Origin of the sequence: Eubacterium sp. AF19-12LB, from assembly GCF_003479125.1 — a bacterium.
Lineage (GTDB): Bacteria > Bacillota > Clostridia > Lachnospirales > Lachnospiraceae > Eubacterium_U > Eubacterium_U album.
Genome location: NZ_QUGP01000009.1, coordinates 84,993 through 111,949, shown reverse-complemented (window position 1 = coordinate 111,949; position 26,957 = coordinate 84,993). Strand labels below are relative to the sequence as shown.

General features: G+C 31.7%; 23 protein-coding genes. 5 read left to right on the top strand and 18 right to left on the bottom strand.

All coding sequences use genetic code 11. The features are described from left to right. Positions 1 to 14: 14 nt before the first annotated feature. The 5 genes from DWX29_RS10015 to DWX29_RS09995 form a co-directional block, all read right to left on the bottom strand. Positions 15 to 707: a 5'-methylthioadenosine/adenosylhomocysteine nucleosidase gene (locus tag DWX29_RS10015; protein WP_022088734.1), complete on the bottom strand. Its 693-nt coding sequence runs from the start codon at positions 705 to 707 to the stop codon at positions 15 to 17. Between the two features lie 15 nt (positions 708 to 722). After that, positions 723 to 971, bottom strand: a complete 249-nt coding sequence (locus DWX29_RS10010; RefSeq protein ID WP_022088735.1) for a TIGR03905 family TSCPD domain-containing protein — start codon at positions 969 to 971, stop codon at positions 723 to 725. Positions 972 to 995: 24 nt separating this feature from the next. Continuing rightward, positions 996 to 1,745: an ABC transporter ATP-binding protein gene (locus DWX29_RS10005; RefSeq protein ID WP_022088736.1), complete on the bottom strand. Its 750-nt coding sequence runs from the start codon at positions 1,743 to 1,745 to the stop codon at positions 996 to 998. 8 nt (positions 1,746 to 1,753) lie between these two features. Then, positions 1,754 to 2,554: an ABC transporter permease gene (locus DWX29_RS10000; RefSeq protein ID WP_022088737.1), complete on the bottom strand. Its 801-nt coding sequence runs from the start codon at positions 2,552 to 2,554 to the stop codon at positions 1,754 to 1,756. 427 nt (positions 2,555 to 2,981) lie between these two features. After that, the gene (locus DWX29_RS09995) at positions 2,982 to 5,027 is read right to left on the bottom strand and encodes a leucine-rich repeat domain-containing protein (RefSeq protein ID WP_118565778.1); all 2,046 of its coding nucleotides are present in this window, start codon (positions 5,025 to 5,027) and stop codon (positions 2,982 to 2,984) included. A 172-nt stretch (positions 5,028 to 5,199) separates the two neighbouring features. On the opposite strand from DWX29_RS09995, the gene DWX29_RS09990 reads away from it, so the two are divergent. Beyond that, positions 5,200 to 7,659: a glycosyltransferase gene (locus DWX29_RS09990; protein WP_118565777.1), complete on the top strand. Its 2,460-nt coding sequence runs from the start codon at positions 5,200 to 5,202 to the stop codon at positions 7,657 to 7,659. A gap of 50 nt (positions 7,660 to 7,709) precedes the next feature. Further along, on the top strand, positions 7,710 to 9,395 hold the full coding sequence (locus DWX29_RS09985; RefSeq protein ID WP_118565776.1) for a CDP-glycerol glycerophosphotransferase family protein: 1,686 nt from the start codon (positions 7,710 to 7,712) through the stop codon (positions 9,393 to 9,395). 173 nt (positions 9,396 to 9,568) lie between these two features. Here the strand turns inward: DWX29_RS09985 and DWX29_RS09980 are convergent, their stop codons facing one another. From DWX29_RS09980 to DWX29_RS09950, 7 genes are all read right to left on the bottom strand, one after another. Continuing rightward, positions 9,569 to 10,210, bottom strand: a complete 642-nt coding sequence (locus DWX29_RS09980) for an immunoglobulin-like domain-containing protein (RefSeq protein ID WP_022088741.1) — start codon at positions 10,208 to 10,210, stop codon at positions 9,569 to 9,571. 497 nt (positions 10,211 to 10,707) lie between these two features. Then, positions 10,708 to 12,891 carry a bifunctional glycosyltransferase family 2 protein/CDP-glycerol:glycerophosphate glycerophosphotransferase gene (locus DWX29_RS09975; protein ID WP_118565775.1) on the bottom strand — a complete coding sequence of 728 codons (2,184 nt, stop codon included), beginning with the start codon at positions 12,889 to 12,891 and terminating at the stop codon, positions 10,708 to 10,710. Positions 12,892 to 12,910: 19 nt separating this feature from the next. Further along, positions 12,911 to 13,303, bottom strand: a complete 393-nt coding sequence (gene tagD / locus DWX29_RS09970) for a glycerol-3-phosphate cytidylyltransferase (protein ID WP_022088746.1) — start codon at positions 13,301 to 13,303, stop codon at positions 12,911 to 12,913. 13 nt (positions 13,304 to 13,316) lie between these two features. Beyond that, complete coding sequence (locus tag DWX29_RS09965; RefSeq protein WP_022088747.1) at positions 13,317 to 14,516, bottom strand: CDP-glycerol glycerophosphotransferase family protein; 1,200 nt, start codon at positions 14,514 to 14,516, stop codon at positions 13,317 to 13,319. Further along, positions 14,513 to 15,640, bottom strand: coding sequence for a CDP-glycerol glycerophosphotransferase family protein (locus DWX29_RS09960; RefSeq protein WP_118565774.1), 1,128 nt, complete (start codon positions 15,638 to 15,640; stop codon positions 14,513 to 14,515). The genes DWX29_RS09965 and DWX29_RS09960 overlap by 4 nt, the downstream gene beginning before the upstream one ends. A 12-nt stretch (positions 15,641 to 15,652) precedes the next feature. After that, a complete protein-coding gene (locus DWX29_RS09955; RefSeq protein WP_243053258.1) occupies positions 15,653 to 16,468 on the bottom strand; it encodes a glycosyltransferase in 816 nt (271 codons plus the stop codon). A gap of 16 nt (positions 16,469 to 16,484) precedes the next feature. Continuing rightward, positions 16,485 to 17,858 (bottom strand): exopolysaccharide biosynthesis polyprenyl glycosylphosphotransferase, encoded by a 1,374-nt coding sequence (locus DWX29_RS09950; protein ID WP_118565772.1) that lies wholly within the window; start codon positions 17,856 to 17,858, stop codon positions 16,485 to 16,487. Between the two features lie 241 nt (positions 17,859 to 18,099). Here DWX29_RS09950 and DWX29_RS09945 point away from each other — a divergent pair, with 241 nt between their 5' ends. After that, entirely contained in the window at positions 18,100 to 19,485 is a 1,386-nt protein-coding gene (locus DWX29_RS09945; RefSeq protein WP_022088751.1) for an LCP family protein, read from the top strand. A 191-nt stretch (positions 19,486 to 19,676) separates the two neighbouring features. After that, positions 19,677 to 20,738, top strand: a complete 1,062-nt coding sequence (locus DWX29_RS09940) for an undecaprenyldiphospho-muramoylpentapeptide beta-N-acetylglucosaminyltransferase (RefSeq protein ID WP_118565771.1) — start codon at positions 19,677 to 19,679, stop codon at positions 20,736 to 20,738. 81 nt (positions 20,739 to 20,819) lie between these two features. Here the strand turns inward: DWX29_RS09940 and DWX29_RS09935 are convergent, their stop codons facing one another. From DWX29_RS09935 to glf, 3 genes are read right to left on the bottom strand one after another with little or no spacing between them, the layout of a single operon-like run. Beyond that, positions 20,820 to 21,236, bottom strand: coding sequence for an HIT family protein (locus DWX29_RS09935; RefSeq protein WP_118565770.1), 417 nt, complete (start codon positions 21,234 to 21,236; stop codon positions 20,820 to 20,822). A 4-nt stretch (positions 21,237 to 21,240) separates the two neighbouring features. Continuing rightward, positions 21,241 to 22,320: a rhomboid family intramembrane serine protease gene (locus DWX29_RS09930; RefSeq protein ID WP_118565769.1), complete on the bottom strand. Its 1,080-nt coding sequence runs from the start codon at positions 22,318 to 22,320 to the stop codon at positions 21,241 to 21,243. Between the two features lie 9 nt (positions 22,321 to 22,329). Beyond that, on the bottom strand, positions 22,330 to 23,430 hold the full coding sequence (glf, locus tag DWX29_RS09925; RefSeq protein ID WP_118565768.1) for a UDP-galactopyranose mutase: 1,101 nt from the start codon (positions 23,428 to 23,430) through the stop codon (positions 22,330 to 22,332). 276 nt (positions 23,431 to 23,706) lie between these two features. Here glf and DWX29_RS09920 point away from each other — a divergent pair, with 276 nt between their 5' ends. Continuing rightward, positions 23,707 to 24,162, top strand: a complete 456-nt coding sequence (locus DWX29_RS09920; RefSeq protein WP_022088756.1) for a GtrA family protein — start codon at positions 23,707 to 23,709, stop codon at positions 24,160 to 24,162. A 212-nt stretch (positions 24,163 to 24,374) separates the two neighbouring features. Here the strand turns inward: DWX29_RS09920 and DWX29_RS09915 are convergent, their stop codons facing one another. The 3 genes from DWX29_RS09915 to DWX29_RS09905 are packed head-to-tail and all read right to left on the bottom strand — an operon-like array spanning position 24,375 to position 26,717. After that, positions 24,375 to 24,965 (bottom strand): DUF5662 family protein, encoded by a 591-nt coding sequence (locus tag DWX29_RS09915; protein ID WP_022088757.1) that lies wholly within the window; start codon positions 24,963 to 24,965, stop codon positions 24,375 to 24,377. Then, positions 24,965 to 25,438, bottom strand: coding sequence for a hypothetical protein (locus DWX29_RS09910; RefSeq protein ID WP_022088758.1), 474 nt, complete (start codon positions 25,436 to 25,438; stop codon positions 24,965 to 24,967). Before DWX29_RS09910 ends, DWX29_RS09915 begins: the two co-directional genes overlap by 1 nt. 34 nt (positions 25,439 to 25,472) lie before the next feature. Further along, positions 25,473 to 26,717, bottom strand: coding sequence for a glycosyltransferase family 2 protein (locus DWX29_RS09905; RefSeq protein ID WP_158574533.1), 1,245 nt, complete (start codon positions 26,715 to 26,717; stop codon positions 25,473 to 25,475). Positions 26,718 to 26,957: the final 240 nt, after the last annotated feature.

The window sequence follows — 26,957 nt, the reverse complement described above, 5'->3', positions numbered from 1 at the left end:
CGTTCGTCAAATTTCTACAAATTCTTAATTAACTGTTTTAATATTTTAATTGAATTAGCCGCTGCTTTCTTTTCAAATGTAGGGTAATCCATTTCTGCACTTCCATCTGCCTTATCAGAAATCGCTCTGATTATAAGACATGGAATATTGTTAACATATGCTGCATGTGCTATAGAAGCACCTTCCATTTCTGCACAATCTCCGGCAAATGTATTTACCAAATCATCTTTCTTTTCCTTACCGGCAATAAACTGGTCGCCTGAAACAACTCTTCCTGTAAATACCTTAACAGAAAGATTTGCCTCTTCTATACTTTTGACTGCTACATCAATTAATCTGCTGTCACTATGAAATACAGAGTTGTCCATATCAGGAATAACTCCACGTTCATAACCTAACGCCGTCACATCCATATCATGCTCAATGGCATCCTTTGATATAACAATATCGCAAATATCAATATCACTATTTAATGAGCCTGCAACTCCTGTATTAATAACAGAATCTACTTTATATCTGTCAGCAAGAATCTGTGTGCATATAGCTGCGTTTACCTTTCCAATACCACACTTTACAACAACTACATCTTTGTCATGAATATGTCCTTCATAAAAATCCATTCCTGCAACTGATGTAATTTTCGCATCCGGCATTTCATTTTTTAATTCCTGGACTTCGCTGTCCATCGCTCCAATTATTCCTAACACGTTACACCTGTTCCTTTATTTATTTTCTTCTAAGTACAATTTTAATGCCTTTGCAAGCTGGTCCGGACATGAAGTTCCTCTTCCTGCACAATCAATTCCATCCATTCTTTTAATTGCTTCGTTCACATCCATTCCTTCGACTAATGCAGCAACTCCCTGTGTATTTCCACTGCATCCTCCAAGAAATCTTACATTAGTAACTTTATTATCAACAACATCAAAACTAATTTCTCTTGAACACGTTCCTTTTGTCTTATAATTCATAACTGCACTCCTATCAAAGGCTTTCTAATCGCCTATCTTCTTTTCATAAATTTCTACAACATCATCTATATCACCTTTGGCAATTAACTGACCATGTTCCAAAATGATTGCCTTGTTACACAATCTCTTAACCTGAGCCAAACTATGTGATACAAATAAAACTGTAACCCCATGATCAAACATTTTTTTCATTTTCTTTTCGCATTTTTTTCTAAATTTAGCATCACCAACTGATAATACCTCATCTAAAATAAGAATTTCCGGTTCTACAACTGTAGCAATTGAAAATCCAAGTCTTGCCTTCATACCTGAAGAATAGTTTTTAATTGGAACGTCTATAAATTCTCCTAACTCAGAAAATTCAAGAATTTCATCATATTTTGACATTAAAAATTCTTTTGAAAATCCAAGAACCGAGCCATATAAGAATATATTTTCCCTACCTGTATAGTTAGGATCAAATCCTGCACCAAGTTCAATCATAGGTGCCATATGTCCATATCTTTGCACTGAACCTTTTGTTGGCTTATAAACACCTGCAATTACTTTAAGAAGCGTACTTTTTCCTGCTCCATTAAGTCCAAGTATTCCGAGACGTTCGCCTTTTTTCAACTCAAACGAAACATCTTTTAACGCCCAGAATTCATTAAAACGAAGCTTTTCGCCTTTTAATTTCTTTATAAATAATTCTTTAAAATTATCAACTTTTTCTTTGCTTAAATTAAAACAAATACTAACATCATTAACTCTAAGAGCTACATCATTCTTTGCCATAACTCCTCCTAAATATGAAGAATAAACTTATCCTGATTTTTCTTAAATACATATATTCCAAATATCAGTAATACAACACTACAAGTTCCTGAGTATGCAAATAATTTTAAATTTGACACTCCGTAACTATAACTGTTAAACATAGAATGACCTTCTAACAATACAGCTCTGAAGTTACTGATAATTCCGTAAAGCGGATTTAATTTGATAAGAATTAATCCCTGTCCCATACTTGAGATTTTGTAGAAAATTGCTGAGCAGTACATAACAAGCATCAACACAACATCCCACAAATATTCCATATCTCTAAAGAATACACATACCGTTGACAATACCATTCCTGCACCAATTGACAAAATAAACAAAATTGTCAAAGGAATAACCGCTTCAATTACATGCCATGTAAGTGGAACACCTAAAACTACTGAAACTACTGCAAGAACTATTAATGACAGTAAGAATAAAATGTAGTTATAAATGCAACTTGAAAGCGGATACAAATACTTAGGTACATAAACTTTCTTTATCATTGCCTGATTTGCCCTGATAGACCTCATCGCAATCTTTGTTGAACTTGAGAAGCAACTATATATAAGTCGTCCACACAAAATGTAAACAGGATATAATCTGTCACCTTTACCAAGCAACTGTCCAAATACGATTGTAAGAACAATCATTGTAAGTAACGGTTCAAGCATTGTCCATATCAATCCAAGATATGATCTTCTATACTTTAACTTAATTCCTTTTTTTACAAGTTCGATTAATAAATATCTGTATCTTGCAAAATTTTTCACGTACTTATTCATATAACCTCCAAAACTGAAGCACTTATTTTTATAGTTTATCCATATAAGATTAAATTCCCGACAATAAACTAATCTTATTATATATTATAATTTTTTTATGTCAAATTAACGGGAAATATAATGATATAAATAGCTTTGGCTTATATAATTAATAATAGTTGCCACTTTTGTTACACACATAAAAATGCACCACTTTCGTAACAAAATTTGTTTAGAAAGTAGTGCATTAAAATCAGCATATTGTGAATATGTATATCTGGGAAATTTTCCAGTTTTACCAGCCAAAGCTTTTTATCTGAGATAATTTTTTTGAATTCAGCGCGAGCGTTATTTAGTTAATATTACAAACCCTCACAATTAAGAATTAATCTGTGGGAATTTTTGTTATTCTACATTTTTCAATGCATCTGTCATAGATATTTTTTAATTAGTTAAGTGCAAGCAATTTCCATGTCTTAATTACTTTTACTTTATCAATCTGAATTTCTGACGTATTGTCCTGATTTGAACAATATTTGCCTGCTGCAGATTCGAATACCACATATGTCTTCTTTCCGCTTACACAAATTCCTTCCAGCATTGATGGAAGCACAACCGTTTTAACCGGTGTATCAAGTGCGGATGCTGTCACAATATTTACCGGTTCATAAACCATTAAATATGAATCTGCTATTCTTCCGTATGACTGGGACAATGTAAACTTTCTTTCTGTAGCAGAAATCTTATTTACAACCAATCCCTGTGTATTTGCAGGAACATAAAGGTTATATTGATTTGTAAATGTTAATCGTTTTGTCTTTTTATTTCGCTTAACTCTATATCCATACATAAGGCACGAATTACTGTTTGCACTTCTTCCTGCCCAGAAATGAGTTCCGTCAAATGCTGCAAAGTCTGCGCATCCTCTAAGAGTTACTCTATAGCTAAATTTTATTGTCTTTCCATTTTTAGCTTTCAAAAGTTTTTTATATGTAATTATACCTACTTTATCTACTGCACCCGGAAGGTTATTTATACCTACTACTAAATTTTTCTTTACATTTGTTACTGAACCTACATGGTCTTTTATTGTCAATTTAAGTTTCTTTACGAAATTACCCCGTTTATCATATATCAAAAGTATTGATTTTGCTGTCAAATTCTTGTGATACATTGAAACTACAATGTATTTTCCAATAACACAGGTTCCCTGTGGTACATAATTTTTAAGAGATAATAATATGTATTTATCCTTTACTGACTGAATTCCACTATTTACAAGCATATCGTATACTCTTAAATCCTCAGCCATTCTTTCTTTTTCAGAATCTGTATATTCCCAAGGTATATTGTTAACTCTTGCATATTTTTTTCCTGCTGAATTTGAATATACCTTAAGAGTTAAATTTGTTGCTCCTGCAAAAGCATTTGCACCTATTGTCTTAACTGTTTTATATAATGTAAGTTTTTTAAGTGATGTACAATTCTTAAATGCACTTTCTCCAATTTTCTTAATTGTTTGAACCATCTTTATTGTTGATAATTGAGTACATCCGCTAAATGCCTGATATCCTATTGAAGTAAGTGTTTCCGGTAATATAACTTTTTTTACTGAATTTGCATTAAGTAAAACTCTGTTTGGAACTTTTGTCATTCCATTAGCAAATGTAACTGTTGTAACATTTGCCCCTTTGCCGATTATTTCATATGTACTTGTTACCGTGCTTGGAATTGTAAGACTTGTAAGCCCTGTCATTTTGTAAAATGCATGATAATTTATTTTCTGCAAGCCCTCAGGCAAAGTTAATTCTTTTACTTTTTTAATTCCATAAAAAGCTCTCTTATAAATATACTTTATTGTTGTCGGTAATTTAATTTCCGTAACGGCACTACATCCTCTGTATGCTTCAATTCCAATAATCTGCAATCCTTCAGGTAATTCAATTGTCTTTAATGCTGTACATTCTTTAAAAGCATTTTCTCCAATTTCCTGAAGTAATGAACCCTGTTCAAATGTTACCTTTTCAATATATTTATACTGATAAAATACATTTGCATTAATCTTTGTAACACTTGCAGGAATTACAATTTCTTTATTTGTTGTATCTGTTGCTGCCTTTTTGTACCCTGTAAGGACTCCGTTTTCAATTACGAAATCAGGGTTAATTGTAGGAGCTTCTGTTGTTGGCACTTCTGTTGTCGGTGCCTGTGTTGTTGTTTCAGTTGTTGATGACTCTTCTGTTGTAGATGTTTCATCAGTTCCTGTTTCCTTAGTACTACTTTCATCCGTGCTCGTTTCTTCAGCCGGCTTTGTTGTCTCTGTGTTTTCTTTTGTTGTTTCCTGTTCACTATCAGCTATGCTTACTTCTGCTGCCATGACTTTATCCTGTTTATAGTTTCCATGACCTGCAAAAGCACCTGATGGTAATGCGATAGTGGCTATCATAACTGCAACAAGCAACTTGCTTATGCTTTTTAATGTTTTCTCTTTCATAACTACCTCCTCTAAACTCTACGTTACATTATAATGGTTCTTTCTTTTTCGTCAAAGGATTTATGCCATCTGCCAGACAATTGCCACATTTAAAATTAACTCTTTCTTATTTGAAAAATACAGTTGTGTATACTATAATCTTCCTATATGTATATAGCATTAGGAGGTTTATATGCTAAGTAAAATTAAGACAAAATTAGGCAATTTCAAAGAAACTGCAAGACGTAGCAAATACGCGCATTATTATAAAGATTACGATATCGAAGACAATATTATTTTATACGACTCATATTTTAGCCGTGGAATGCTTTGCAATCCTTATGCAATTTTCAGAGAATTAATTTCAAATTCTGAATTTGACAAATACACTCATGTATGGGTTGTTGATGACCGTGTAGGAAACGAACCTGTTATGGAACAGTTTGCTGACCACGATAATATTTATGTCATAAGAAGGCATAGTAATGACCATTTGAAATATTTAGCGACTGCACATTATATTATTTCAAATGTATCTCTGCCTTTTTATTATTGCAAAAAGCCCGGACAAATTTTTGTCAACACATGGCACGGCACTCCTATAAAAAGCTTAGGATACGATATTCCGGGTTCAGCAGCCACTATTTCAAATGTTCTTAGAAATATGCTTTCTGCTGACTATATGATTTCTGCGAATCCATTTTTAACAGAAGTTTATTTAGATAAATACAAATTACGCGGACTTTACAACGGAAGTATTATCGAGGAAGGTTATCCAAGAAATGACCGTCTTTTAAATTGTCCTAAAGAAGAAATAAAGTCAATTCTTCTTAAATATGGAATAGAACTTGAAAAAGATAAGCAGGTTATTTTATATGCACCTACATGGAAAGGTGCCGATTATAATAAGCCTGAAGTAAATCCTGATGACTATTATAATTTTAAAAGAGAATTGGAAGAATATATAGATACGGACAAATATCAGATTCTTCTTAAGCCGCACCAGGTTGTATATAAAGAGTTGGTAAAATCAGGTATGTTTAGCAATTCCTTAATTCCTGCTTTTATTGACACAAACGAACTTTTGTCTATTACTGATATTTTAATATCAGATTATTCAAGTATATTTTTTGATTTTTTAGCAAGCGACAAACCAGTGTTATTTTACATTCCTGACTTAGAAGAATATAAAAATTATCGTGGTTTATATATGGAACCTGACAAGCTTCCCGGACCTGCATTAACATCTGTTAAGGAAATTGGAAATTCTATTAACAATTTGGGTGAAGTTATTAATAAATATAAAGATAGTTATTCACAAGCCAAGAATTTTGCATGTCCATACGATGATGGCAATGTTTCTTCAAGAATTGTTGACATTGTTTTTAGAGGAAATACTTCTGATTCAAATGGTAATCCATACCGCATTATTAAATGTGAAAATACAAAGAAGAAATTATTATTCTTTGGCGGCGGACTTCGCATGAACGGAATTTCCACTGCTCTTAGAACAATGCTTGATTTCATCGATTATGATAAATATGACGTAACAGTTTATGCCGGCAATTTAAAATTTGCTGACAGTAAGGATATGATTTGTACATTTAATGATAAAGCCAGAATTTTTGCCAGAGTATCATATACTCCCGCCACATTTGGCGAGCAGATTCGAAATGACTTTTTAAGAGTTTTTGGATTTAATTTTCCTTTAATGAAGAAAATTTACCCAAAAGCAATGTATGACAGAGAATTTATCCGTTGTTTTGGCACAAGTGATTTCGACGCAGTAATTGATTACTCAGGATATGGTTCATTTTATTCAATTCTGCTTTTAAGTGCCAAAAATGCTAAGAAGCTTATTTGGCAACACAATGATTTATTAACAGATAAGAATAAAATCGTTAATCACAAAAAACCTCACAGCAGAGAACTTAGGGTTGTTTTTTCAACTTATCAGTTTTATGACAAAATTGTAGGCTGTTCAGAGGCAACGATGAAAGTTAATTTAGAAAAAATCGGATATAGTGAGTTAAAGGATAAATGTTGCTTTGTAAGAAATGCTGCTAATTTTGAACGTGTAATAAACGGTTCTAAAGAATCCTATACGGCTGAATCTGCAAATGAAGCAGGTTTTCCTGATTTATTAAATAAAGACCTAATTTCATTTGTAAACATGGGCCGTCTTTCACCTGAGAAAAATCAGGCTGCATTAATAAAGGCATTTGCAAAAGCTTATGATGCAAATAAGAATTTAAGATTGTATATTATTGGCGATGGTGCCCTTATGGGTGAACTTAAAGGTCTCGTTCATAGTTTAAATCTGGATGGAAAAGTTATTTTAACAGGAAATTTGGATAATCCATTTATGCTTATGAAGGATTGCAGTTGTTTCATTCTTCCATCCCTTCATGAAGGTCAACCTGTTTCCTTGTTGGAAGCGCGTTTGTTAAAACTTCCAATAATTATGTCAAATTTCAGTTCCGCAGCTTCTTCATTATTTGACAACGGACAACTTGTAATTGGCAATTCTGTTGATGATATTTACAACGGATTAATTGCTTTTATAAATAATGAAGTTCCTACTTGCGAATTTGAATACGCCGATTATAATAATATTACAATCAAACAATTTGAAGATATTATTAATGAATAATTAATCTCTATCAAAAACATTATTTATAATTTTAAGAAAGGAATCGCCATATGAAATATACTGCTAATGCTCCGCAAGGTTTTAAGTATAAATTAAAACGTACAGTAAAAAAAATTGTTCAGCCTTTTCGTATATCCGAAAAAGATAAGGGCAAGTTACTTTATAACAAATTTCTTTCTATGCCGGTTAATGACAAATTTATTTTTTATGAAGCATTTGCCGGGCTAGGAATTTTGGACAACCCGAGAGCTATTTTTAAATATTTGTTAAATCAGGAGGATTTTAAATCATACACTCATATATGGTCTGTTGAAAATCCGGAACTTGCCGCAGATAATATTTCTGAATTTTCATCTTTAGATAACGTTATTATTGTAAAGCGTGAATCTGAGGATTATTACAAATATTTGGCAACAAGCAAGTATTTAATAAATAACTCAACTTTTGGATATTATTTTGAAAAGCGAAACAGCCAGGTTTATATTAATACCTGGCATGGTGTTCCTACAAAATATATGGGATACGAGCATACTGCCGAAAGAGTTGAAAATGCCCGTGGTCCTGCACGTAACTTTCTTTTAGCTGATTATTTGGTGTCTGCCAATCAGTTTATGACTGAGGTTATGTATAAGCGTGCTTACAAACTTGATGGATTGTTTCAGGGAAAAATACTTGAATTAGGACATCCGAGAAGTGATGCAATCATTAATCCTAATACTTTAGATGTTCACAGAAAACTTAACACTGCAGGCATTCACACTGATAAAAAGATTATTTTATATGCCCCTACATGGAAAGGCACTTTATATAATAATTTAGATTATAACGTAGAGGATTTTAAAAAGACCGTTGCCAAATTATCCGAAAATATTGACACTGAGCACTATCGTATTTATCTTCGTGTTCACTATTTCCTTTATAAGATTTTGGCAAATGACCCTGAATTAAGACCTATGTTAATTCCATTTACAATTGATACTAATGAATTATTATCTGTTGTTGATGTTTTAATATCTGATTATTCAAGTATATTCTTTGACTTTCTGGCAACTAAGAAACCTATTCTTTTCTACGTTCCGGATTTAGAAGAATATCAGTCAGGTCGTGGTTTATATGTTCCTGTCAGCAGACTTCCGGGATATGTGTCCTCCAATATAAATGACATTTCCATTACTCTTGGAAATATCTGTACATCGGAACTTGTTAATCCGATTCGAGAAAAGTATTTGGAACGTTACTCTAAACTTCATGAGGACATGTCGCAATGGTGTATTTATAACGATGATGGCAATTCCTGCAAACGTTTAGTGGATGTAGTGTTTAGAAGAGAACCTGTTTCTGAGCTTGAAGGTGACGGCGTATATTCTGTTATCAATGGCTTAGAGGCTCATAAAGAAAAGATTTTAATATGCGTAAATACTAATTATAACGATATGACATTTTATGAAAATCTTCGTAAGAAATTGGAATCATACGAATATAGAACAACTGATGTTACAATACTTACTACTTCCTTTACTGACACTAAATATAAAGTATATTTTAACAACAATATTCCGAAAGAAGTCCGTGTACTTGTATGGTATGCACTTCCTTATGTGACAAAATATAACCAGAAATTTTTCAAACGTGAAATCAAGCGTTCTTTAGGAAATGTGCGTTTTGACGAAGTCTTAATGAAAGGTACATTAACTGAATATTGGGCTGAATTTGGAAATGCAATAAAGAAATTGTAGGATATTTTTAATTCAATAAAAAATACGGATGATATTTAACTTATTTATATCATCCGTATTTTAGTTTACATAATTAATTATATTGTCATAATCCTCTAACTAATCTTCTATTATTTTAATTTGACTTGTAAGGAAATTACTGCATCCTGTTCTCTAGATGCATTATTCAAATTTTATTTTACTTCAAATTTTTCTGATATTTGCAATTTCTCTCCTGTCTCCATTATTTTGCAATTAAATGTTATTCTATATGTTCCAGAACTTGCAATATTATATATATTGATGGGTTTATTAATTGTATAATTTTTACCGGCAGCAACATATACATATGGAGATGAACTTACAATCGCCTCTTTTAATCCTACACTCTTCCACTGATTATTCTCGAGTTTTTCTATTATTCCATTTGTATTAATTTGTAATAATTTATCTGAAGTATTATTAATTACAGTATTTATATGTTCATCCTGTTTATTCACTGTTGCTTTTACAGTCTTTGTATTAGCATCTACTGTATTTTTCTTTACAACTACTGTTATTTTCTTTACCTCTTTGTCCTTTATTAATTTAACTTTAACTGTTCCTTTTTTTATTGCCTTTATCGTTCCATTTTTTACAACTTTCACAACTTTTCTATCTGAAACTTTAATTTTAAATTTCTTCCACCCTGTATTTGTAACTTTGGCTTTTGTTCCTTTTTTCATTACAATTTTCCTACAATCTGAAGCATTGTAATTAATTGTCGATGCTTCAACAGGAATTGCCAATACAGATATTGCCAAGATAGTTATTATAAATAGTTTTGTTTTATTCACAATATACCTCCACCAGTTTTAGTTATTCAATAGCCTCTTTTTATATTAAATATTTTATCATAAAAAGCGATGCCAAAATTTTTTTTGCGTAACTTGTATCTTTTTTTGCATAACTTGTATTTTTTGTAAGCACATACGCCACATAACACAAAAATAGTTAGCCATTCAGTTCGATTCCGCTTCGCTCTAACATCACTGTGGCTAAGCGCCAAATTCCTTGCATTACTAGTTAGCCATTCAGTTCGATTCCGCTCCGCTCCATCTCACTGTGGCTAAGCGCCAAATTCCTTGCATTACTAGTTAGCCATTCAGTTCGATTCCGCTTCGCTTCATCTCACTGTGGCTAAGCGCCACATTCCTTGCATTACTAGTTAGCCATTCAGTTCGATTCCGCTTCACTCCATCTCACTGTGGCTAAGCGCCACATAACCAAAAAACCAAAAGCACCCTTTTATGCAAGCATAAGGGTGCTTTTGGTTTTTTGGTTGAATGGCTAACTAGTTTCCAAATACAGCTTTTACGACTCTTTCGGCTGCATGTCCATCGTCTATGCAACAGAATCTGTCATAAAATTCTGCGTATTTGTCTTTATATTCTTCTGTTACTTTATCTATATTTTTTATTGCTTCCACAACTTCATCGTTTGTCTGAAGTATTGGTCCCGGAAGTTCTTTTTCTACGTCAAGATAGAATCCTCTGAGTACATCTCTGTATTTTTCCAAATCATACATGTAATAAAGAATTGGTCTCTTTAAGTTCGCATAATCAAAGAATACAGATGAATAGTCTGTCATACAAATATCTGAAATCATGTACAACTCAGTTATGTCATCATAATCACTTCCGTTATATACAAATCCCGGGTATTTAGATAAGTCGAGTTGGTCTACAATCCAATAATGCATTCTAAGAAGCACTACATATTCGTCTGAAAATTCTTTCTTTAATCTGTCCAAATCGAGGGCAAGTTCAAATTTATATTCACCTGCATCATAGTAATTATCATCACGCCATGTTGGTGCATATAAAAGTACCTTCTTGTCTAAAGGAATTCCAAGTTTTTCCTTGATAGCCTTTGAGCGTTCTTCTAAATCCTCTGCGTAAAGAGGGTCATTTGCAGGATAACCTGCTTCAAGGATTTTTTCTTTATCAAATCTAAAGCAGCTTTGGAATTTTTCTGTTGAAAATGGATTGTCTGACAATAAATAATCCCATCCTCTTGACTGCTTATATACAATGTTTTTGTAATGTGGATTAGCCGCATGTACGTCGTCCATATCAAATACAAGTCTCTTCAAAGGTGTTCCATGCCATGTTTCAAGCATTATCTGACCTTCTTTTCTAGGAAGCCATGTTGGCTGTCTCATATTGTTAACCCAGTATTTAGAACGTGTCATATAGTAAAAATATCTTAATCCAAATCTTTTTACTGTTGTATGTTTTCCATCAATCTTAATTCCTTTTTTATCTACAATCCAAATATATTTATATTTGTCACCGTAAACTTTCTGCATATACTGATATACATACTTAGGCTGTCCTGAATAATTTCTTCCTACAAAACTTTCAAATGTTACCCAGTTTTCCTTCATGCTCATTTTATAGAAAATATGAAGGTTTACAGCTCTTAAGAACTGTCTCTTATTTGTAAGCATTTTTCCAAGTTTTTTCTTAATCAAAATAATATTTGTCCAGCGCTTCATTGCTTTTAAATTATTTTTTCTAACCTTGCTTATCAATACCTTATGTAAAAATGGCATTGTAATAAGTGATTTTTTATCTGTCTTTGCAATAGCTGTCTGGAATGGCACAAGTCTTTCATTATCCCACTTAGAATCTTTATCCCAATGGAATCTTGGAGCATAAAATCTGACAAAATATTTGCAGATTATCTCTTCCATATGTGCTTTTATCTTTTCATTATCTTTTGCATATTCAATAGCGAGATTATAACTTGCTATGTAATGCTGCTCTCTATTTTCATCTACAATCTGATTAATTGAAGGATTATCTTCTTTATCATTATGATAACGCTTTACATAAATTGCATTTTCATCACATTTATAATTTTTTACACAACACATAACCTTTGTAAAGAAAGGTGCGTCAGCATAATACAACTGATTTTCGTCAAATCTTATATCATTATCATCTAAGAAACTTTTTCTGTAAAGCATTCCAAGTACTGTTACTGTTTTTAATCTGTTGTACATGTTATATCTGTATTGGAAAATATCATTGTAAGTATATATCTGTTTCTTATCTTCGCTGTCGTTATCTTCATTTTCACCTTTTTGCTCTTCGTTGAAAGCTTTTTTCTGGAACCATGTATACATAATATCTCCATATGCAACATCATCCTCAGGTGTCATTAATTTTACTAATTTTCCAATTGTATCGCCGTCAAGATAATCATCTCCATCAAGGAAATAAACAAATTCCCCTGTTGCCTTTTCAAGTCCTAAATTTCTAGCTGCGGAAACACCATGTTTTCCTTCTAATCTGAATAATTTAATCTTTGCGCTTTCTTTGTATTTTTCGATTACTTCAGACGGATCATCTTCATTTCCATCTACAACAAGGATTGTCTCATAATCCTGAAATTCCTGCTCTGAAATACTTTCAAGACAATCTTCCAAATATGCCAATCCTTTTTTGTGTGTAACAATAATGCTTACCATTACTTTGCTCCTTTGAACCTTATTTCTTGTTTAAATCCTTTTTAATCTGTGTTGTTGAAATGTCCGGTGTTCTTGGTAAATAAACAACTTCGCATAAATCCTTAAGGAAGTCAAATTTGCCTTTCCAGTCATCTCCCATTACGAAAGTATCAATATTATACTTTTGTACATCAGATCTCTTCTGGTCCCAATTTTCTTCTGGAACTACTAAGTCTACATATCTGATTGCTTCCAACATTTTCTTTCTGTCTTCATATGAAAAATAGCATTTTTTCTGTTTTTCATTCCAGTTAAATTCATCTGTTGAAAGAACAACTACTAAATAGTCTCCTAATTCCTTAGCTCTTCTTAATAAATTGATATGACCATAATGCAACAAATCAAATGTTCCATAAGTAATTACTCTTTTCATTGGTTAATCTCCTTTAATTTATAATTTTTTCCAATGCTCTCCTGCTGGAATCACTTCCATCAAGATAATTAAATTTATTATTAAATTGCAGATATTTATTATCTACATTAAAATCGTTTAATGACCCTTCTATTGCATCTGCGAGTTCATTCTCATCTCTTACAATTCTGCCGGGTAGTTCATTTACATCTATATAAAAATCCCTAAGCTCATTCTTATATTCTTCATAATCATACATATAGAATATAATAGGTCTTTTAAGATTTGCATAGTCAAAAAATACTGAAGAATAGTCTGTTATAAGTATATCACTGATTACATACAATTCATTAACATCTTCTACATTTGACACATCATACACAAATCCTGCATATTTTGAGAAATCAATTCTTCCCGAAATAAAATAATGAGCCCTAAATAATATAACGCAATTTTCTCCAAATTTATCTCTCATTTTATCAAAATTCATAAAATTCTGAATTTTAAAACCATCTTTTGCACTATATTTGTTATCTCTAAATGTTGGTGCATATAAAATAACTTTTTTATCCATTGGAATATTAAGTTTTAATTTTATATTTTTGCATTCATCATCAGTAAATTTAAACAAATAATCATTTCTCGGATAACCTACAGTTAACACTGCATCTTCTTTTCCAAATTTCTTCAAATCAAATGCTGAAATAAACTTTTCTGTACAGTATTGTGACGGAGAAATCATATATGTAATTTTTTCAGCCTCTCCATCGTAAATTTTTTGAATATTTTCATATTTAGTCATTGCATTTCCTGTACATGTAATGTCGCATCCTATTTTTTTGAGAGGTGTTCCATGCCATGTCTGGACGAAAACATGTTTTTTGCCCGGTTTCAAAAATAACCTTGTATTTGAATTAACTATCCAATACTTTGCTTTTGTCAACGCCTTATAATATGAGTAACTTTCAAATTTAACAAGTTGAGTATTTTTTTTATTACTAAAATCTTCTCTGTCTGTTTTTCTCAAACCCCAGAAAAATGAAAAATCTTTATATTTATCATCCTGCTGCATTTGCAAATACATTGCTTTTGGACTACAGGCAAAGCTTCTTCCCTGAAATGACTCAAAAAACACAGCCTTTTCATCAGTTTTTGTTGTGATTTTTGCAATAAAAAACAACATTCTTTTGTATAGAAGCATAATGCATCTCAACAAATCTTTTATTTTTTTCATGAGTTATGTCTCCTAAATACCTTAGCTACAACTCTTTCACAGCTTTTACCATCATTGTAGAAATTTATTTTTTTATTTAACTCTCTACGTTCTTTAGCGTATCTGTCATTTCCTTCTATTACATCTTCTATAAAACTTAGAACATCACCATAATTAGATATTTTATATCCTGGCATGTAATCATACGGATTTTCAAATACAAAACCTCTGTTTTTTTTGTACTCTTCTATGTCATCTACCGTAAATCCAATAGGTCTGTCTAACATCATAAAATCAAAATAAACTGATGAATAATCTGTTATAAGTGCGTCTGCTGCTCTAAGTAATGAATAAACTGTCATTTCAGATTTATTCAACTGTTCCTGTGTAACAAATTCTATATATGAATATTTTTTCATCTCACCTGACAATTTTTGAAGGGGATGAATCTTTACTATAAGCTTAGCATTTCTTAATTTTAGCATTTCATTTAATTCAAGTGCCTGCCTTTCAGTAAGCACCGGTGTTGGAAAATCTTTTTCCTCATTTCTGTAAGTTGGCAACCACAAAATAACTTTATCGGCACCTCTTCTTACAGCACCATCCATGATAGGATTTTCCTTGAACATTTCATCGTTTCTAGGTTGTCCTGTTATAATTACCTGTTTTTCATTGCAGTTAAAACTTTTCATCAAAATAGGATTAAATAATTCTGATGTAGAAACTATATCAGTAAAAAAATTATAATCTATTTTTTCTAACCCTGACTCCATGTTTCCTATCTTCTTTAACGGCATACCGTGCCACAAATTAACAACTTTCTGTTTTTTTGATGGCTTAATAGGATATTTGCCAAAGCAATAGAAAGCATATTTTGCCTTCATAAAATACTTAATGCCCTCTTTATTGTTTACAAATGTAACATTCTCAGGGGCATTGTCCTTATAGTCTTCATAATCATTTATGCTTACTACAAACTTATAGCCCATATTGAATTTTTCCTCAATGAGGTAATCATACATAGCTTTAACATTGTCCCTAAATCCTAAATTAGAATAAAAGAATATAAGCCTGCTATCCTTTGCAGTAAATTTATTTAATATTGTTAAGGGCTTAAAAAAAAGCCTTAATACATTCTTGTTCATTTTCTCATTACCTTACTTGCGTAAAAGTTTTGCATATATGAATTTTCTAACTTTATATGGGACTATACTCACAATACTTCTTGCTACCGTATCACCTATAAATTGCCCTGTTGTTATAAATCCAATATCTTTTAAATGCTTTTTAAATATATATATATAGGATATATATTTTAATCCTCCACGGCGTTTGTACATTCCTTCGCCTGCTCTCATATACAGCACCGGTTCCCTTACATTATATCCTATGCATCCGTCATTTAACATTGTTGCCCATAAATTATAATCCTCAAAATATGTATAATCTTCGTACAATCCTGATTTTAAAACTGAACTTTTTTTATACATAACTGCCGGATGATTAAATGGGCTTCTTTTTTTTGCAAATTCAATAATCTGCTCATTTTTTTCAGGAAGCTCTCTTTTGGCAGTCGGCTTATCTACGCTTTCATCAAATTCCACAATAGTTCCGCTAAGAATATCTGCTCTATTTGCTTCCATTGCTTCTAACTGGCGTTCCATTCGGTCCGGCATACTGATGTCATCGCTATCCATTCTTGCAATAATTTCGTTACTGCACTGCTCAATACCTTTATTTAATGCCTTTGCCAGTCCCATATTTTTTTTAAGAGTAACTATTTTAAATACACCCGGGTATTCTTCCACATACTCTTTTATTGTATTATCCAGTTTTTCTGTTAAAGGGCCATCTTTTACAATAATAAATTCATTTGTTTTTACAGTTTGATTTAAAATACTGTCTATGGCCTCTCTTAAGTTTTCTGCCTGTTCCTTATAATAAACAGACATTAAAACAGAATAATTTTCCAAAGTTATAACCCTGCCTTTATTTTTTCAATACATCTTTAGTTATTGTCGCTGTCTTCTGATTCTTTTCAACACCTTCTGTATTATCTTTCATAAACATAATCTTAAATGTCATAAGAATAAGTTTAATATCAAGCCAAAAACTATAATGTTCTATATAATATAAATCTAATTTCAATTTATCATATGGTGTAGTATTATATTTTCCATAAACCTGAGCAAATCCTGTAAGTCCGGCTTTAACCTTAAGTCTAAATGAAAATTCAGGAATACTTTCCAAATACTTTTCAGCAATTTCCGGTCTTTCCGGTCTTGGTCCTACAATAGACATTGTTCCTAATAATATATTAAATACCTGTGGAAGTTCATCTAAATGAGAAGCTCTAAGTACTCTTCCGATTGGAGTAATTCTGTCATCTTCCTTAGCCGCCAATCTTGCTCCGTCTTTTTCACTATCTACTTTCATACTTCTAAATTTAAATATCTTAAATTTCTTTCCATCTAAAGTAAGTCTTTCCTGAGTATAAAATACAGGACCTCGGTCGTATACCAAATCACACATTGCCACAATAATTGTCAAAATGATTGTTGGAATACAAAGTATAAGTGAAATAACAATATCAAAAATTCTCTTGATTACTGTCTGTTCCCATTTTAAAGCCTTGCTCTTGGTAATAAGTAATGGTGAATCAAATATATTATTTGTTTCGGCACCCATTAAAATAATGTCTGATAATTTAGGTGTTACATATACCCTTTTTCCGCATCCATAACAATATTTTAATATTTCATTTCTACTCTGTGCCGGTATATCACAAAGCAATACTGCTTCATGCTTTCTTATTGTCTTATATACATTCTCGTTGCCTTCATCTATATGAATTGATGCCTTAATGTCATATTTGTCTTTACGGGAGTTCATTTTCTTTACTAACCCCTCAGAATCTCTATCACAATATACAAGCAACAAATCTCTTGGTGGATATAACCATCTGTAGACTAATTTTGCAAAGCAGCTCCAAATTAATGCACATAAAAGATTGTCAAAGCTCATTCCTAAAATAGGAGCTACATTAACCATCTTTAATGAAAGCATTGAAATCTGCAAATACATTACCACATTAACAAATCCGAATGATAAAATCTGAGAAAATACCATATCCCCAAATCTTAATCTGCTTATTTGAAATGCTCCATAAACGTTTGCAAACACGCCAAACAATAATGCATATAAAAAAACAATTACGATATGTCCTTTAAAGAAGAACATTCTTGTTAAACCTTCACTATAATAAGTGTCCCAAAAATGCCAGAACGTATAAGTCTGCGCTACAATTATTATTGCCTGAAGCAACAATATAATACATCTTCTAAACGCACTTGATTCCCTCATAACTACTCCTGTCCGTTTAAACTACTACTATTTATTAGTGTACATAATTCTATTAATTTTATCAAAGCCTATAATGTTTGTCAATTAATGCCATATTTGTGAACTTTTTAAAATTTTCTTAATTATTGACATCATCGCCTTCATTAGTTTGTTTTTTTTTATTCAATATAGTATAATTACACAGCAAGTACGCTTGTATTTAATTACAGGCTGATTTTTCTCATTTATTTTGGAGGTACATATGAGCAAATCAAGAAATGAATATAAATCTGTATATGGTAAAGATTTTAATTCAGATTATTCAGATTCAGGAAAGAAAAAGAATCCAAATAAAGTTAGTACAATATTTGGAATTATATTATCAATATTACAATTAGTTACTTCAGTCTTTTTAATGATTAAACTGGTAACTATCAACATTTTAACAATGCCACTTACAATTGGTCTTGGCGTTGTTCTTGGAATATTCTTCTTAATTACAATTATATTTGCAACAAGGGGAACTATTTTAAGACGTATAGGTAAGATACTTTCTATTATAGTTATTATTATTTGTCTTTTAGGTACATATTTTGTTGCACCTTTAACAAAAATTATTGATACTAAAGGGGCTGCCGTTTCTGAAGACCCATTTGTTGTGTATGTTTCAGCAAGTGATACTTTTGGCGAATTAACTGACTCTAATTCAAATGGTCGTTCAGACACAAATATTTTAGCTATTGTTAATCCTAAAACAAATACAGTTGCTTTAATTTCAACACCTAGAGATTATTATGTGGAAATTCAGGCAGGTAAAAATATTGCTGCAAATTCATACGATAAACTTACTCACTGTGGTTTATACGGAAGTGGTGAACCGGCAGAACCAACAAGTCCTAGTGAATGGGGTTGGGGACAGGAAGTGACATGGAAGCCGGGTTATCAGGTTTTAATGAACACATTATCTAATTTATACGGAATACAGATTAATGGTAAAACTTTAACAACTGACAGTCCTGAATATCATTATCTCAGATTAAACTTTACAGGATTTTCTGAATTGATTGATGAATTAGGTGGAATAACTGTTAATGTTGAAGAAGGTTTCAGCACATATACTTATGCAAACTACACTGATAAAGATATGCAGACTAATAAATCAAAACGTAAGAAATATACTTTTACTAAAGGTAAAATGAAAATGGATGGAGCAACAGCTCTTACATATGCACGTGAGCGTCATTCATTTGCAAGTGGTGATGTTCAGCGTAACAAAAATCAGATTTCAGTTATAAAAGCAATGACTGATAAAATGCTTTCAGTTTCAACTTTAACTAATTACAATAAAATTATTAATGCAATCGGTTCAAGTTTTACGACTGACATGGATTTAGGTTCTTTAGCAAATCTTCAATTAAAGAAACAGTTAAGTGCCGGTTACAATGGCTGGAACATTGTTTCATACAGTGTTAGTGGTTTAAATGACGGCTATAAACAGTGTACTTGGAACGGACAGAATCTATCTGTTTTGTCAATTGATGAAACTTCTGTTGCCAATGCTTCTTCTATCATAGAAAAAGTTTTAGGTGGAGAAGATTACGAAACTGTTCAGGCTTATGTAGACAGCTTGAATGCAGATAAAAAATAAAATTATATGTTGTTATATTACGACACTCATGGGGTCAAAATGTGATTTTGGCCCCAAAATTATGATTATAAATCAGGAAACAATTTAAGTTTTGTTAAACTAAAATTAACAAAGTTTATTAACTGTTTTCTACGATTATCCACCAACCATTAGGCGGAGTCATTACATATTATGCAAGGAGATGTATTATTATGAAAAAGATTATTCTTACAGGCGGTGGTACAGCAGGACATGTAACACCAAATATAGCATTAATTCCTAAATTAAAAGAAGCCGGTTTTGACATTAAATATATCGGGTCTTATAACGGAATGGAAAAACAATTAGTCGAAAAAGAAGGTCTAAACTACGTAGGAATTTCTTCAGGTAAGTTAAGAAGATATTTCAGTTGGCAAAACTTTACTGATCCTTTCCGTGTAATTAAGGGATATTTTGAAGCTAGAAAAATTATTAAGAAATATAAACCGGACGTTGTATTTTCTAAAGGCGGATTTGTAACTGTTCCTGTTGTTATGGCAGCAAGTGCTTACAAAATTCCAACAATTATTCATGAGTCCGACATGACTCCCGGTTTAGCAAATAAAATAGCAATGCGTTACGCAACTAAGGTATGCCACACATTTCCTGAAACAGCTAAATTTCTTGGAGATAAAGCAGTATTTACAGGTTCTCCATTAAGAGAAGAATTGTTTAAAGGAAACAAAGTTAATGCTCTTAATATGTGTTCATTTACTACTGACAAACCTGTTTTATTAGTCGTAGGTGGAAGTCTTGGTGCCAAAAAAGTTAACGATGCAATTCGTGCTGCTTTACCACAATTACTTGAACATTTTCAGGTTGCTCACCTTTGCGGCAAAGGTAAACTTGACGAAAGCCTTGTAGGTACAAAAGGTTATGCACAATTTGAATACATAAGTGATGAAATGAAAGATTTCTTTGCTATGGCAGATATTATTGTATCCCGTGCCGGTTCAAATTCAATTTGCGAAATTGCAGCACTTAACAAACCAAGTGTTTTAATTCCATTGTCTGCAAATGCAAGTCGTGGCGACCAGATTTTAAATGCAAAATCATTTGAGAAGCAGGGATTCTGTGAAGTAATAGACGAAGATACAATGACAACTGATGTTCTTTTAGATACAATTAAGAAAGTTTATGACAACCGTGCTGATTACATTGAATCAATGCGTGTTTCCGGACTTTCTAATGGTGTAGACACTATTATTTCGTTAATCAAGGACGTTACTTTATAAATTAAAATACCAAATTTAAAAAGGCTTTCACCCACATGAGTTTGCTCATACGTTGGTGAAAGCCTTTTAATTTTGACATCATTATAATAAATCTTTTGCCTTGCTTATAATTTCATCGACAACAGCCTGGTCAACTTCATTTTGAACCCATTTGATATTTGCTGTATCGCCTTTATATCTTGGAATTATATGCATATGGAAATGGAATACAGTCTGACCTGCAATTTCACCATTATTCTGCAAAATATTAACTCCTTCACATCCTGTAACTTCTTTTAATACAGTTGCTATTTTTTTAGCGAGTACAAATACTTTTGAAGCTGTTTCTTCTGAAAGTTCAAATACGTTTGCCGCATGCTCTTTTGGCAAAATAAGAACGTGTCCCTTTGTTGCAGGACTGGCATCAAAAATAACTCTAAAATCATCATCTTCATAAAGTGTATTTGTTTCAAATACGCCATTTGCTAATTTGCAAAAAATACAATCATCATTTACCATTGTCTTACACCTCTGTCTTTCTTTTATTTATGCAAAGGATTATTGCAAGCACTGCTCCGGCTATAAATCCACCTATATGTGCTACAAAATCCACTGTTTCCTGAAAACTTCCAAATATAAGAAGGAAAACAACAAATGCTATTCTTCCTATGCTGAGTTTTCTTCCATCATCACGATTCATAATCATGAACACAATAAACGCTCCAAATATACCATATATTGCTCCTGAAGCTCCTGCGCTTACCGCATAATCCGCTATATAATAGTGATACACAACAGATGCTATACTTGCACAAAGTCCACTTACTAAGTAAATTCCTGCAAAATGTCTTTTTCCAATTTTAGTTTCCAATTCATTTCCTAAAACAGCCAACATAAACATATTATTAAGTAAGTGCTCTGCTCCAAAATGCAGAAACATAGATGTGAAAAGCCTGTAAAACTGACCATTCATAAGCACATCTTCATAATTGCTTGCGCCTATCTTTATCATATAATCAACATCTTCCGTGTTTCCAAATATTTGAGCAATTATAAATACAATTATATTTATCGCTACCAATAAAATTGTTATTATCGGAATCTTTTTCTTCTGTCTAAAATGGTCTGTTATGTCTACAATTTCTCCATTATTATCTCTTACCTTAACCTCATCCCAGTCATATTCATATTTTCCATCTGAGATGTCAGTCTTTTCAAGTTCACATTCTACAATACTTCTTAATCCTTCAAAATCATCCGGCTGGTTTTCATAGATTAACAACTTTTTTGTATTTAAATCAGCTATCCAGAATTTCATGCCATGTTGCTGAAACCATTCTACATTTTCTTTTCTATCGGTGATAATTATATAAAACGCTTCAAAGCTTTTTCCACCGGTCAATAGAATTTTATTTTCCACCTCTTTTGTAGATTCCACAACCTCTTCATAATTAAGTGCATTCAATCCCCAATTTTTAACTATGACACAAAATTTTGCTTCGCCATCTTTAAATCTAAACATGCAATCTGCGGTAACAGTATTTCCTGAAATATTTTGATATCCCATTTTCTCTAATGTATGCGTTATTGTATGCTGAATCATAGAAACTCCTTACGCCAATTCTTTCTCCGCGCAATCAAGCGCTGCCTCTATTACCTTATCCATATCATAATATTTGTAATTTCCAAGTCTTCCACCAAAAATTACATTTTCTTCTTTATCTGCCAACTCTTTGTACTGTTCAAATAACTTTCCATTTGTTTCATCATTAATTGGATAATATGGTTCAATTCCCGGCTTCCATTCTGATGAATATTCCTTTGAAATAACCGTCTTTGGCTGATTTCCAAATTCAAAATGCTTGTGTTCAATAATTCTTGTGTAAGGTACTTCTCTTTCTGTATAGTTTACAACTGCATTCCCCTGATAATTATCAGTATCTAAAACTTCTGTTTCAAATCTTACAGTTCTATATTCAAGATGTCCTAATTTGAAATCAAAGTATTCATCAATCATACCTGTATATATTGTTTTTTCAGCAATATCAGGATGTAGTTTTTTAAATTCAAAGTAATCTACTCCAAGTTCTACCTGGCTTCCTTCTAACATTTTTTCAACAATTTCAGTGTATCCGCCAATAGGGATTCCCTGATATCTGTCGTTAAAATAATTATTGTCATAAATAAATCTAAGCGGAAGTCTCTTTATAATAAATGCCGGTAAATCCTTGCAATCTCTTCCCCACTGCTTTTCAGTGTATCCTTTTATTAATTTTTCATATACATCTGTTCCAACTAATGACAATGCCTGTTCCTCTAAGTTCTTTGGCTCGCTAATATTTAGTTCCGCTCTCTGCTTTTCAATAATGGCCTTGGCTTCAGCAGGCGTTGCAATGTTCCACAATTTACTGAATGTGTTCATGTTAAATGGCAAATTATATAATTCATCCTTATATCTTGCCACAGGAGAATTTATGTAATTATTAAATTCTGCAAACTCATTAACATAGTTCCATATTTTCTTATTACTTGTATGAAAAATATGTGCACCATATTTATGAACATTAATATCTTCTATCTTTTCGCAATAAATATTTCCGGCAATATGGTTTCTTTTGTCGATTACAAGACACTTCTTCCCTGCCTTAGTTGCTTCATGGGCAAATACTGCTCCAAACAATCCTGCTCCTACTATTAAATAATCAAATTTCATTTTTCTTTCCTTTTCTTTTAATATATTTCTTTCAAATAATACCCTTGTTTGTATACTAATTTCCTAATATTACTTTTTTATTTTAACTCTTTCAAATACTCTTTAAATTTCAAACTTCTAAAGAACAATTATACAGCAGGTTAGGATATTAGTCGACAATTTTATCAGTGCAACTTTCCTATCTATTGAACCGCTGTTGTGCCTATGTTATACTATAAAGGTTGTATTTAGTACATTAGTACATAAACAACATAATACTATATGGAGATTAATATTATGAAAAAATTTTCGGAATTATTTATTAAGTACAAAGAAATTATTATGTACTTAATTATGGGTTTTGCAACTACTTTTATAAGCTGGGTTTCTTATTCAATTTTCACCTTCGTATTCTCAGCGTTCTCCGATGACACAAATGTATTACTTTCAAGTATTGTTTCATGGACAATTGCTGTTATATTTGCATATTTTACAAATAAAATATGGGTTTTTGAAAGTTACAGCTGGAAACCTTCTTTTGTCATTGCTGAATTTGGCAAATTTATTTCCGCTAGAATTTTCACCGGTATAATTGAGGTTTTTGGAACACCTCTCCTTGTAAAATTAGGTGTAAACGGAACAATTTTCGGTATAAAGGGAATGGTTAGCAAAGTTACAATAAGTGTTGTAGTTATTGTCTTAAATTACGTTTTAAGCAAACTTGTAATCTTTAAGAAAGAAGTTGAAAATTAAATACATATAAAAATGAGCATCAAAAGTGTATTTTATAATAATTTGATGGCAGGGTCAAAAGGTCTTTCACCCACTCATGATCAAGCTCATGTGGGCTTAAACCTTTTGACCTTGGCATCACAAATTTAATCTAATACACATTATGGTGCTCTTTTTTTACTCTTTGTTAAGCATTTGATAGCCCATGTTTATTTATTATCTACTTAAAAATGTTAATAATTTCGCAGGCTTCGTTTCAATTTAATATGTTTTTTCTTTTCAATTCTAAATTTTTTCATTTGCTCCCTAATGTAGGCAAATGTAGCATCCTCACCTTCACTGGCAAGCATTTTCAAAAGTTTTTCAATCTCATCCGATGTTTTTGGATGGATTGTTCTTTGACCATGTTTTGCATTAAAGTAATCTATAGGATCAGTTTCCTTATATAAACTTCCATTATAAATCTTACTTGCAGCAACTCTGTCACAAAACATTTCCACTACATAATTATAAGGCATTTCTACCGGATCATTTCTATGAGTAACATTACTATAGTCCATCCAATACTCAAAATGATGTTTATTTCTTCCTTTATGATGTAACCATGCGACAGAATACCCTTTATCAATTCGTTCACCTTCATTAGGGCTTTTTGTACCTGTATAGTATTTAACTCCAGGTATAAATTCTGTTGGTGAATATTTTGACAAGTCATGTCTTAACCCCTGCCAAAGTATCCCTGCTTTCTTACAATGTTTTATAACCATATGCCTATGTTTCGTTATTGTTCTTAAATGTCCAAAAAAATTGTTAACCACGCTCATTATTTAGATTCTCCATCAAGATTAATTTTAGGCAGATTATCGATTGCACTGTTACTACTATTTTCTGACTCTTTATAATCAGAATGTACACCCATAGCCTTCCATTTGCCATTGTATTTTATGCAATCAACTATATACTTCTTTTCATCTCCTGTGCTTGTCATTAATTTTACATTAACTACGCAATAATCTTCTATGGAATTTTTATTATCTACTTCACTTCCATACAGTTCCTTAGCTTTATCCAGATCTCCATGATATTTTACTTCTGCGCCTTTAACCACGAGATCATAATCCATCTCCTTTAAAAGACTCTTTACATAGTTCTTTGCAGCGTTTGTTGGTTTATGAGTACTTAAACTTGTGGTCGACTGAATAACAGCTACCACAGCAATCACTATAATAGCAACTACGATAAGACCTATTAAAACAGTTATTCCATTTTTCTTAGTTTTATCTTTCTTTTTTGACATTTATTCACTCTCTTATTTTTTATTATTTTATATTTTACTTTTTACCTTTTATGGCTTTCTTTATTAAGCCTGGTAAATAAGTAATTGCTTTTCCAATTTTAAAACTCGTACTATTTTCAATTTCTGCAATTCTAGCTTTGAGTCTTGAAACCTGAGCTTTCAAATTTTCTTTTGCAATCTTTAATTTTTCATTCTTTTCCCTTAGTCTGTCATTTTTATCTTTAAGTCTGTCATTTTTCAATCTTAGCTGATATCTTGAATTCTTTAATTTTCTAACTTCATTTATTGCCCCCTGATACTCGCACACCATAAATTCTATTGCTGTACTTTCCTTCATTCTCTGATATCTGTTATAATCTTTTTCATTATAATAAAACTCTTTATCTTCAGGATAATTCCATTCCTTAAACACTTCATTTTTATACTTATTGTAAAGTACTTCATATGATTCAAATTTAGTCTGAACACTTAAGAAATAAAAGCATGCACGCATTGCCTTGTTAAGAAAACTCTGTCTTACTTTATCAAATCCTGCTTCATCTTTAATTCTATCATAAGTTTTTTTATAAGCCTCATATACACATAATGGGGTCTTAGAATTTCCACCAATAAGGCTTGTTGATAAATTAATTCTATACTGAATTACACTTTCATTAATATAGGTAAATGTGTTTGCATAAAAAAATGCTGTCATTACAAAATAATTGTCATTTGCCCTTTGTATCTGCTGAAATTCAAGATTATTATCAATAATTAATTCCCTTTTATACATTTTATTCCAAGGAACATTTGTTGAAAAATTAAATAATACATCTTCAACATCCTTCTTTAAAAATGGAGTTTTTTCAGGAATCATATCATATTTAATGTATACATTATTCTTCAAAATCTTGCTGGTTTCATTATCATAGTAATCAGCCGGGCAAATACATATATCCGCATCGTCTTCTACTATTTTGTCATACATTTTTTCCAACGCTTCCGGAAGAAAAATATCATCTGCATCCCAAAATACTAAATATTTTCCTGATGATTCTCTGAATCCATAATTTCTTGCAGCACCTGCAAAACTGTTTTGCTGATGCAATACTTTAACTCTATCATCTGTCTTACTTATTTCTTCAAGAATCTCTCTTGTTTTGTCAGTAGAACCATCATCTACAAATATTATTTCTATATCTTTAAGAGATTGTCCTAAAATATATTCTGCAGTCTGTCTAATAAAGGCTTCTGAATTATACACCGGCACAATTACCGATACTTTAACTTCTTTTTCCATTTCGTTATCCCTCCGTTTGAAATGATTTTTATCATTCGTGATTATAGCACACAGGCTATCTTTTGTCATTAAAACGAATATTTCTTAAGGAAATGTTAAGTTGTAAAATAATATGTATTCGTTTATATTTAACGTGTAAACATAAAATTTAAAATAAAATATAATACTATCGTTTTCATTTGTTCAAAATCAGAAGATTTTAATATGTTATATTTTATTTTACACTATAAATACGGAGGA

Coding starts and splice junctions, on each gene's coding strand:
- DWX29_RS09905 (WP_158574533.1), bottom strand. CDS start 26,717: ATGGAAAAAGAAGTTAAAGTATCGGTAATTGTGCCGGTGTATAATTCA.
- DWX29_RS09920 (WP_022088756.1), top strand. CDS start 23,707: ATGAAAAAATTTTCGGAATTATTTATTAAGTACAAAGAAATTATTATG.
- DWX29_RS09940 (WP_118565771.1), top strand. CDS start 19,677: ATGAAAAAGATTATTCTTACAGGCGGTGGTACAGCAGGACATGTAACA.
- tagD (WP_022088746.1), bottom strand. CDS start 13,303: ATGAAAAGAGTAATTACTTATGGAACATTTGATTTGTTGCATTATGGT.
- DWX29_RS09945 (WP_022088751.1), top strand. CDS start 18,100: ATGAGCAAATCAAGAAATGAATATAAATCTGTATATGGTAAAGATTTT.
- glf (WP_118565768.1), bottom strand. CDS start 23,430: ATGAAATTTGATTATTTAATAGTAGGAGCAGGATTGTTTGGAGCAGTA.
- DWX29_RS10010 (WP_022088735.1), bottom strand. CDS start 971: ATGAATTATAAGACAAAAGGAACGTGTTCAAGAGAAATTAGTTTTGAT.
- DWX29_RS09935 (WP_118565770.1), bottom strand. CDS start 21,236: ATGGTAAATGATGATTGTATTTTTTGCAAATTAGCAAATGGCGTATTT.
- DWX29_RS09965 (WP_022088747.1), bottom strand. CDS start 14,516: ATGAAAAAAATAAAAGATTTGTTGAGATGCATTATGCTTCTATACAAA.
- DWX29_RS09985 (WP_118565776.1), top strand. CDS start 7,710: ATGAAATATACTGCTAATGCTCCGCAAGGTTTTAAGTATAAATTAAAA.
- DWX29_RS09975 (WP_118565775.1), bottom strand. CDS start 12,891: ATGGTAAGCATTATTGTTACACACAAAAAAGGATTGGCATATTTGGAA.
- DWX29_RS10005 (WP_022088736.1), bottom strand. CDS start 1,745: ATGGCAAAGAATGATGTAGCTCTTAGAGTTAATGATGTTAGTATTTGT.
- DWX29_RS09990 (WP_118565777.1), top strand. CDS start 5,200: ATGCTAAGTAAAATTAAGACAAAATTAGGCAATTTCAAAGAAACTGCA.
- DWX29_RS09950 (WP_118565772.1), bottom strand. CDS start 17,858: ATGAGGGAATCAAGTGCGTTTAGAAGATGTATTATATTGTTGCTTCAG.
- DWX29_RS09930 (WP_118565769.1), bottom strand. CDS start 22,320: ATGATTCAGCATACAATAACGCATACATTAGAGAAAATGGGATATCAA.
- DWX29_RS09910 (WP_022088758.1), bottom strand. CDS start 25,438: ATGTCAAAAAAGAAAGATAAAACTAAGAAAAATGGAATAACTGTTTTA.
- DWX29_RS09915 (WP_022088757.1), bottom strand. CDS start 24,965: ATGAGCGTGGTTAACAATTTTTTTGGACATTTAAGAACAATAACGAAA.
- DWX29_RS09995 (WP_118565778.1), bottom strand. CDS start 5,027: ATGAAAGAGAAAACATTAAAAAGCATAAGCAAGTTGCTTGTTGCAGTT.
- DWX29_RS09960 (WP_118565774.1), bottom strand. CDS start 15,640: ATGAACAAGAATGTATTAAGGCTTTTTTTTAAGCCCTTAACAATATTA.
- DWX29_RS10000 (WP_022088737.1), bottom strand. CDS start 2,554: ATGAATAAGTACGTGAAAAATTTTGCAAGATACAGATATTTATTAATC.